This is a genomic window from Streptomyces sp. SID9727 (genome assembly GCF_010550605.1).
GTDB lineage: Bacteria > Actinomycetota > Actinomycetes > Streptomycetales > Streptomycetaceae > Streptomyces.
Genome location: NZ_JAAGNI010000059.1, coordinates 1 through 6813 on the forward strand (window position 1 = coordinate 1; position 6813 = coordinate 6813).

A 6813-nucleotide genomic window follows, 5' to 3' on the forward strand; every position below is an offset into this window, starting at 1 on the left:
ATGTGCTCTGTACTGCGCTGGGCTACCAGGACTCGAACCTAGAATGACGGTACCAGAAACCGTAGTGTTGCCAATTACACCATAGCCCATGGTGTTGCAAGTACCCCCGACCGGATTCGAACCGGCGCTACTGCCGTGAGAGGGCAGCGTGCTAGGCCGCTACACAACGGGGGCCCTAGCGATCCTGCATCGAGACCGTGGGTGCGACCCAGATGATCTCGCGGGAAGGATCTGTACCCCCGACCGGATTCGAACCGGCGCTACTGCCGTGAGAGGGCAGCGTGCTAGGCCGCTACACAACGGGGGCTTGTCCTGCAATGTGCTCTGTACTGCGCTGGGCTACCAGGACTCGAACCTAGAATGACGGTACCAGAAACCGTAGTGTTGCCAATTACACCATAGCCCACTGAAACGCAACCCCTCGGGGGTCTTGTTCCTGTCTGCGCTTCCCGGCCGGATCTTTCGGCCCGCTCGGGCGGCGCAGGAAGAACATTACCCGAAGGTGTCCGACGCTCCAAAACGGGTATGGCCCGCGAGCAGCCCTGGCAGCTGGTCCAGCCCCGTGATCCGCGTGAGCTCGGGCCGCCCGCCGAGGCCGCGCCGGTCCAGCCAGACGCCGGTGAGACCGGCGGCCGTCGCACCCGCCGCGTCGATGTCGGGTTCGTCCCCGACGTACAGCACCTCGTGCGCGTCGAGCCCCAGCGCCTCGCAGGAGGCCAGGAACGCGCCGCCGGCGGGTTTGGAGACACCCAGCTCCGCCGCGCACAGCAGGGACTCGAACCGGTCGCGCACCCCGAGCACCGTGAGCTTCTGGTGCTGCGGCTCCTGGGCCGAGTTGGAGAGCACGGCGTGCCGGTACGTCCCCGCCAGGGCGTCGAGCGCCGGCACGGCGTCCGGGAAGAGGGCCCAGGCGGACTCGTAGTGGGAGACATGGCGGTCGAACCAGGCGTCGGCCTCGCCGTCGTCCATCGCCCGCCCCAGGAACTCCCTGGCCCGGTCCCGCCGCTGCCCCTGCCAGTCGGTCTCCCCGGCGGAGAACCGCGCCCAGTGCCGGCGCGTGACCCGCTGCCACGCCTCGACGGCCGCTTCGGCCGTGGCGTACCCCGGGGGCAGCCCCTCCGCCGCGAGGTGCCGGGACATGCCGGTGGCGGCGGCCGTCGTGTGGTCGAAGATCGTGTCGTCGATGTCCCAGAGGACGGCTCTGATGGGCATACGGCCACGCTATCGCGCCGGTCCCGCGCGGCGGGAGGTCAGAACTGCTGCTGGTCGACGCCGGGCGGCAGCAGGCGCGGGGTGTTCACGCCGAAGACGAGAAGGTCTTCGCCCACCGACGCCACGGAGACGAACTGATGATCCTCCGGATGCCGTGCGTCCACGGCGTTCGCCGGCTCCTCGTCTGTCGACGACGAAGCCCTGGATCTCGAAGGGCGGAGGCCGGGCCCCGTGCGGGGTCCGGCCTCCTGGTGTCCGTGGTGGTTACGCGGCCAGCTTGGCCAGGGCGGCGTCGATGCGGGCGATCGTCCTCTCGCGCCCCAGGATCTCCAGGGACTCGAAGAGGGGGAGGCCGATCGTGCGGCCGGTGACGGCCACGCGGACCGGGGCCTGGGCCTTGCCGAGCTTGAGGCCGTGCTGCTCGCCGGCGGCGAGGACGGCGGCCTTGAGGGCGTCCGCGTTCCAGTCGGCGGCGATCAGTTCGGCGCGGGCGGTGACGAGGAGGGCGTCGGAGCCCTCCTTCATCGCCTTGTTCCACGACGCCTCGTCGTGCACCGGCTCGTCCAGGAACAGGAAGTCCACGTTGGCGGTGATCTCGGAGAGCACCGTGACCCGGGTCTGGGCGTGCGGGGCGATCTCGGCGAAGACCGCCGCGTCGAAGGACTCCGGGGCCCAGGGGGCGAACGGCGCCTGGAGCCAGGGGCCGCACGCCTCGGTGAAGGCCTTCACGTCGAGGCGGCGGATGTGCTCCGCGTTGACGTGCTCGCACTTCTTGAGGTCGAAGCGGGCCGGGTTGGCGTTGACGTCCTTGATGTCGAAGGCGGCGACCATCTCGTCGATGTCGAAGATGTCGCGGTCCTCGGCGATCGACCAGCCCAGCAGCGAGAGGTAGTTGAGCAGCCCCTCGCGGACGAAGCCGCGCTCGCGGTAGAGGTTGAGCGAAGCCTGCGGGTCACGCTTGGAGAGCTTCTTGTTGCCCTCGCCCATGACGTACGGCAGGTGCCCGAAGGCCGGGGTGTCCTTGGCGACGCCCAGCTCGATGAGCGCCCGGTACAGGGCGATCTGACGCGGGGTGGAGGAGAGCAGGTCCTCGCCGCGCAGGACGTGGGTGATCTCCATCAGCGCGTCGTCCACCGGGTTGACCAGCGTGTAGAGCGGGGCGCCGTTGGCGCGGACGATGCCGTAGTCCGGGACGTTCTCCGGCTGGACGGTGATGTCGCCGCGGACCAGGTCGGTGAAGGTGATCGCCTCGTCGGGCATCCGGAAGCGGACGATCGACGCGCGCCCCTCGGCCTCGTACGCGGCCTTCTGCTCGTCGCTCAGCTCGCGGCAGTGGCCGTCGTAGCCGGACGGGCGGCCGGCGGCGCGGGCGGCGTCGCGGCGGGTGTCCAGCTCCTCCGTGGTGCAGTAGCAGTGGTACGCGTGACCGCCGGCGAGCAGCTTCTCCGCGACGTCCCGGTAGATGTCCATCCGCTGCGACTGGCGGTACGGGGCGTGCGGGCCGCCGACCTCCGGGCCCTCGTCCCAGTCCAGGCCGAGCCAGCGCATCGCGTCGAGGAGCTGCTCGTACGACTCCTCGGAGTCGCGCGCCGCGTCGGTGTCCTCGATGCGGAAGACCAGGGTGCCCTGGTGGTGCCGGGCGAAGGCCCAGTTGAAGAGAGCCGTCCGGACCAGGCCGACGTGCGGGTTGCCGGTCGGGGAGGGACAGAAACGTACACGTACTGGTGCGTTAGCCACGCTTGATCACCTTGTTGGTGAGAGTGCCGATGCCTTCGATGGTGACGGCGACCTCGTCGCCGACATGGAGGGGTCCGACCCCTGCGGGAGTACCGGTGAGGATCACATCGCCCGGAAGCAGCGTCATGGCTTCCGTGATGTGGACGACCAGGTCCTCGATGGACCGGATCATGTCGCTCGTCCGGCCGAGCTGGCGTTGCTCGCCGTTGACCGTGGCCTGGATGGCGAGGTCGCTGGGGTCGAGGTCGGTCTCCACCCAGGGGCCGAGGGGGCAGGAGGTGTCGAAGCCCTTGGCCCGGGCCCACTGCTTCTCCCGCTTCTGGGCGTCGCGGGCGGTGACGTCGTTGGCGCAGGTGTAGCCGAAGACGACGTCCTTGACCCGCTCGCGCGGCACTTCGCGGCACATCCGGCCGATGACCACGGCCAGCTCGGCCTCGTGGTGGACCTCGTCGGAGAAGGAGGGGTACTCGATGGCGTCGCCGGAGCCGATCACCGAGGTGGTGGGCTTGAAGAAGGCGACGGGGACGTCGGGGACCTCGTTGCCGAGCTCGGCGGCGTGCTCCGCGTAGTTGCGGCCGATGGCCACGACCTTGTTGGGGAGCACGGGCGGCAGCAGCCGCACCTTGTTCAGCGGGACCTTGGTCCCGGAGAGCTCGAACTCGGAGTACGGGATGCCCTTGATGATGTCGAGGACGAGACCGTCGGGCCCGTCGCCCTCGACCGCGCCGAAGGCGACATTGCCGTCGATGGAGAACCTGGCGATGCGCACGGGTTGCTGTCGCCCCTCACTGCTTGCTGGGTGCCTGGAAAAGACTGACACTCCAGGCTAGCGCGCATGAGGGGCGCTCCCGCGCGGGTTCACTCCGCGGCGGTGGGGGCCTTCATGAGGATCGTGCGGCGCGGGTTGGCGGTCTGCGTCGGCAGCTGGACAGCGTGCTCCGGGAGTTCCGTCGTCTTCAGCGACTCGGCGTCGTCGAGGTGCGCCAGCGTGGTGCGGCGGGGGTTGGCGAGGATGCGGAGCGTCGTGTTCATCTGCCGTACGGCCCTGTCGTCGGGGCGCCGCCCGTACGAGAGGGGGCGCCGGTTGTCGGTTCTGCCATCCCAGTAAAGCGTCAGGCTAAACATTCAATTCCCCCCGGAGGCCCGGGGAAGACGGCGATCTTCGTGTGAGTTTGCTCACCAGCACCGCGACAATTCGTTCAATACGGGCACGAGGTCTGGACCTGAGAAACGGACATGTCACACCCGAATGGACCATTCCGCTCCTGATCATGGCGACTGGGACACCTGCCACCCCGCCGGAACTCACCCCCAATCGTCCGGATTGTCCGCGAACCGCCCCCACCGCTTGTTACGCCTTCATCACACGGTGTCACGCAGGTCACAGCCCGGTACCTGGCCCTTGTTGGAGATCCAGCACTGTGCTGAAATTCCACGCACCGCCGCGGGTTTCAAGCCGGCGCGCAGGGGCGCAACGCAGCGCCGAGTGGCGGCGGGAAGGGGAAGAGCGCCGGTCACTCAACGACCACATGGGGCGGGACAACGCCCCACCACGCCGACACCGTTTTCTCCGTTCATGACGGAAGAACGCCTGGTCCAGAGGTTGCGACGCTAGTGCAGGGACGTTTCAAGAGGGATGGCAGCGCTGCGGCGGAACAGGAGCCGCGCGGCGGGACCGACCGCGGTGCCTCGCCCCAGCACGCCCAGAACCCCGGATCGGCCGCGGCCGGTGACCAAGGCGACCGCGACCGGCGCCCCGGCGCCGCTCCGTCCGGCGGCGAGCCCGAGCAGGCCGCCGCGCCGGCCCCGCGGGGCCCCGTCAACACGGGCTCGCGGGTAGCTCTCCGCAACTGGCGCATCAGCACCCGCCTGGTGTCCCTGCTCGCCCTCCCCGTGGTCGCCGCGACCACGCTGGGTGGTCTGCGCATCAACGACTCGCTGAACGACATCCAGCAGCTGGAGCACATGCAGCTGCTGACCGAGATGACGAAGCAGGCGACCTCGCTGGCGCAGGCGCTCCAGGAGGAGCGCGACCAGACGGCCGGTCCGCTGTCGCACGGCGTGCCCGCGACCGACTTCAAGGTCACCACGCCCCGGCAGAAGACCGACCGGGCGCAGCGGGCGTTCCTCAACGGCACCGGCGACATCGGCGACACCACCGGTGACGACACCCTGGAGAGCATCCACACCAGCGTCCAGCAGATCGCCACGCGGCTCAACTCCATCCGCGACATCCGCAAGCACGCGTACGAGAAGGACAGTCCGTCCCTCCAGACGGTCGACGCCTACAGCCAGCTGATCACCTCGCTGCTGAGCCTGTCCCAGGACATGGCCCAGGCGACCAGCAGCCCCGAGATGATCAAGCGGACCCGTGCGCTGGCGGCGTTCTCCTCCGCCAAGGAGTACGCCTCGATCCAGCGCGCGATCATCGCCGCCGCGCTGCCCACCAGCGACGACAAGAAGCCCGACCTCGACCGCAACGACCAGCAGTTCGGCCTGGCCGCGCGGAACAAGGAACTGGCCGCCCGCACCTCGTTCGAGGCGATCTACACCTCCACCGGCAAGGACGCCGACGAGCTGACCTCGACGCTGGACGACGGCAACCCGGACATCAAGGCCGCGAACACGTACGCGCAGAAGATGCTGGAGAACCCGCTCGTCATGGGCGGCTCCAAGGTCCGGCGCTCGTACATGAACTGGTACGACCAGGACACCGTCAAGATCACCGCCATGAAGCGGGTCGAGGAGACCCTGCTGAGCGACATGGAGGGCAAGGCGCGCGAGCTGCGCGAGGAGTCCCAGCGCGAGGCGATCATCTCCGGTGCGCTGATCCTGCTCGTCCTCGGTGTCTCGCTGGTCGGCGCCTTCGTCGTCGCCCGGTCCATGATCCGCTCGCTGCGCCGGCTCCAGGACACCGCGACCCGCGTCGCCCAGGACCGTCTGCCCGAGCTGGTCAAGCAGCTCTCCGAGGCCGACCCGCAGGACGTCGACACCTCGGTCGAGTCCGTCGGTGTGCACTCCCGCGACGAGATCGGCAAGGTGGCCGCGGCCTTCGACGACGTGCACCGCGAGGCGGTCCGCCTCGCCGCCGAGCAGGCCCTTCTGCGGGGCAACGTCAACGCGATGTTCACCAACCTCTCGCGCCGCTCGCAGGGCCTCATCCAGCGTCAGCTCTCGCTCATCTCCGAGCTGGAGTCGCGCGAGGCCGACCCGGACCAGCTCTCCTCGCTCTTCAAGCTCGACCACCTCGCGACCCGTATGCGCCGGAACGGCGAGAACCTCCTCGTCCTCGCCGGTGAGGAGCCGGGCCGCCGGTGGACCCGCCCCGTGCCGCTGGTCGACGTACTCCGCGCCGCCGCGTCCGAGGTGGAGCAGTACGAGCGCATCGAACTGGCCGCGGTGCCCGCCACCGAGGTCGCGGGCCGGGTCGTCAACGACCTCGTACACCTGCTCGCCGAGCTGCTGGAGAACGCCACGTCGTTCTCCTCGCCGCAGACGAAGGTCCGGGTCACCGGTCACGCCCTGCCCGACGGCCGGGTGCTGGTCGAGATCCACGACACCGGCATCGGGCTCTCCCCGGAGGACCTGGCCGCGATCAACGAGCGGCTGGCCTCGCCGCCCACCGTGGACGTCTCGGTCTCCCGCCGCATGGGCCTGTTCGTGGTCGGCCGGCTCTCCCTCCGCCACGGCATCCGCATCCAGCTGCGCCCCTCGGACTCCGGCGGCACCACCGCGCTGGTCATGCTCCCGGTGGACGTCGCGCACGGCGGCCGGCAGCCGGCCCCGAAGCAGGCGCCCGGGCAGCAGTCCCCCGGCGGGCTGCTCGCCGGCGGCAACGACCCCCAGGCCCAGGGCGGCCGCCCC

Annotated in this window: 6 protein-coding genes and 4 tRNA genes; 1 reads left to right on the top strand and 9 read right to left on the bottom strand. The window is 69.6% G+C overall.

The genetic code is table 11. The features are described from left to right. Positions 1–17: 17 nt before the first annotated feature. The 9 genes from G3I41_RS03490 to G3I41_RS36290 form a co-directional block, all read right to left on the bottom strand. Positions 18–89, bottom strand: a tRNA-Gln gene (locus tag G3I41_RS03490). Positions 90–101: 12 nt separating this feature from the next. Next, a tRNA-Glu gene (locus tag G3I41_RS03495) sits at positions 102–174 on the bottom strand. 60 nt (positions 175–234) lie between these two features. After that, a tRNA-Glu gene (locus tag G3I41_RS03500) sits at positions 235–307 on the bottom strand. A gap of 27 nt (positions 308–334) precedes the next feature. Further along, positions 335–406: transfer RNA gene (locus G3I41_RS03505), tRNA-Gln, on the bottom strand. Positions 407–492: 86 nt separating this feature from the next. Further along, positions 493–1212, bottom strand: a complete 720-nt coding sequence (locus G3I41_RS03510) for an HAD family hydrolase (RefSeq protein ID WP_164398834.1) — start codon at positions 1210–1212, stop codon at positions 493–495. A 38-nt stretch (positions 1213–1250) separates the two neighbouring features. Next, positions 1251–1376 carry a hypothetical protein gene (locus G3I41_RS37340; RefSeq protein WP_275408384.1) on the bottom strand — a complete coding sequence of 42 codons (126 nt, stop codon included), beginning with the start codon at positions 1374–1376 and terminating at the stop codon, positions 1251–1253. Between the two features lie 100 nt (positions 1377–1476). After that, entirely contained in the window at positions 1477–2949 is a 1473-nt protein-coding gene (gene gltX, locus G3I41_RS03515) for a glutamate--tRNA ligase (RefSeq protein ID WP_164398835.1), read from the bottom strand. Beyond that, entirely contained in the window at positions 2942–3718 is a 777-nt protein-coding gene (locus G3I41_RS03520; RefSeq protein ID WP_164398836.1) for a fumarylacetoacetate hydrolase family protein, read from the bottom strand. Before G3I41_RS03520 ends, gltX begins: the two co-directional genes overlap by 8 nt. Positions 3719–3807: 89 nt before the next feature. After that, positions 3808–3981: a hypothetical protein gene (locus tag G3I41_RS36290; RefSeq protein ID WP_203600141.1), complete on the bottom strand. Its 174-nt coding sequence runs from the start codon at positions 3979–3981 to the stop codon at positions 3808–3810. 582 nt (positions 3982–4563) lie between these two features. Between G3I41_RS36290 and G3I41_RS03525 the strand changes: the two genes are divergently transcribed. Beyond that, on the top strand, positions 4564–6813 hold a 2250-nt coding region (locus G3I41_RS03525), incomplete at its 3' end, for a nitrate- and nitrite sensing domain-containing protein (RefSeq protein ID WP_164398837.1).